This window comes from Geminicoccus flavidas, assembly GCF_009806515.1.
In the GTDB taxonomy this organism is placed as follows: Bacteria; Pseudomonadota; Alphaproteobacteria; order Geminicoccales; family Geminicoccaceae; genus Geminicoccus; species Geminicoccus flavidus.
Map to the genome: position 1 here is coordinate 1 of NZ_WUJP01000195.1, position 1,398 is coordinate 1,398.

General features: G+C 73.4%; 3 protein-coding genes. 1 reads left to right on the forward strand and 2 read right to left on the reverse strand.

All coding sequences use genetic code 11. The features are described from left to right. Nucleotides 1-653 (forward strand): AsmA family protein (locus EQG76_RS05365; RefSeq protein WP_159711284.1); only part of this gene is annotated, 653 nt, incomplete at its 5' end. Here EQG76_RS05365 and EQG76_RS05370 read toward each other — a convergent pair. Beyond that, entirely contained in the window at nucleotides 647-1,000 is a 354-nt protein-coding gene (locus tag EQG76_RS05370; RefSeq protein ID WP_159711286.1) for a YraN family protein, read from the reverse strand. The two genes, EQG76_RS05365 and EQG76_RS05370, sit on opposite strands and share 7 nt — an antisense overlap. Further along, nucleotides 997-1,398: SAM-dependent methyltransferase (locus tag EQG76_RS05375; protein WP_331463725.1), on the reverse strand; the 402-nt coding region annotated here is incomplete at its 5' end. The genes EQG76_RS05370 and EQG76_RS05375, both read right to left, overlap by 4 nt.

The window sequence follows — 1,398 nt, forward strand, 5'->3', positions numbered from 1 at the left end:
CTGCCGGCCTGCAGGTGGCCCCGCTGCTGCGCGACCTGGTCCAGCAGGAGCGGCTGGACGGGCGGATGGCCCTGAACGCAGATCTGACCGGTGACGCGCGCACGGTGCGCAGCCTGATGGGCGAGCTGGACGGGACCGCCGACGTCACCCTCCTGAACGGCGTGGTCCACGGCTTCGACCTGTCGCGCCTCTCGGGCGACCCGGTAGAGGTCGCGGCACGCCTCGCCCAGGGCGGGCTCTCGGGCGGGAACACGCCGTTCGGCCGTGCCGGGGCTAGCTTCACGATCGCGAACGGGATCGCGCGCAGCGATGATCTGGCGGCCGAGACCCCGCTCGCCAACATCAGCGGCACGGCCCGCCTGAACCTCGGGGCGCAGCGGATCGAGGAGATGCGCCTGATCCCGAAGTCCGTGCCCGGGCGCGGCGGCGTGCTGGGGCGGATCCCCGAGGTGCCGATCCAGGTGTCCGGCCCCTTCAGCGGCCCGAGCGTGAGCGTCGACGCCGACGCTGCCCTTGATCTGCTGGCCAGGGACCCAAACACGGTGAACCGGGTACTCGACCAGGTGAACAAGCTGGGCGGCAAGGACGGCAAGCCGCTCATCCCCGAGGGGGCCGGCAGCCTTTTGAGAGGGCTGCTGGGCAAAGGTCAGTAGGGAGCGCCGTCCTCGACATTGGCCAGGTGCAGCGGCAGGCGCCAGGGTACGATCACCACGAGGTCGAAGCGCAGGACGGTGGCAGGGTCGACCCGGTGGCCGGAGAGCCAGTACTCGGCGGCCCGGCGCCAGCGGCGGCGCTGCTTCGGGCGCAGCGCGTCCAGGCCGTCGGCACGGCTGCGCCTGGCCTTGACCTCGACGAAGGCCAGCACCCTGCCGCGGCGCGCCACCAGGTCGATCTCGCCGACCGGGGTGCTGTACCGCTTGGCCAGGATCCGCCAGCCACAGAGGCGCAGCCAGAAAGCCGCGAGGTGTTCCGCCCGCCGCCCGGCCTGGTCCGCGCTCACGCACCGTCCTTGCGGGCCACCCGGCGATAGACCGCGTTCGCGTCAAGGTTGAAGCGCGCGGCCACGAACCTTGCGGCCTGGCGGGGGGCCATGCTGGCGGCCGCTTCCGCAAAGGCGGCGGCGAGCGTAGCGTCGTCCACCTCCACCGGCTGGGCGGCCGGCGGGCCGATCACCAGCACGATCTCGCCTCGGGGTGCCCCCTGGCCGGCAAAGCGCTCCACCAGCTCGGGCAGCGCGCCGCGCACGGTTTCCTCGAACCGCTTGGTCAGCTCCCGGCACACGGCCGCCGGCCGTGGTCCCAGCACCTCCGCAGCGTCGGCCAGCGCCTCGGCCAGCCGGTGCGGCGCCTCGTAGACCACCAGTGTGGCCGGCACCCCGGCGAGCTCGGCCAGCACCGC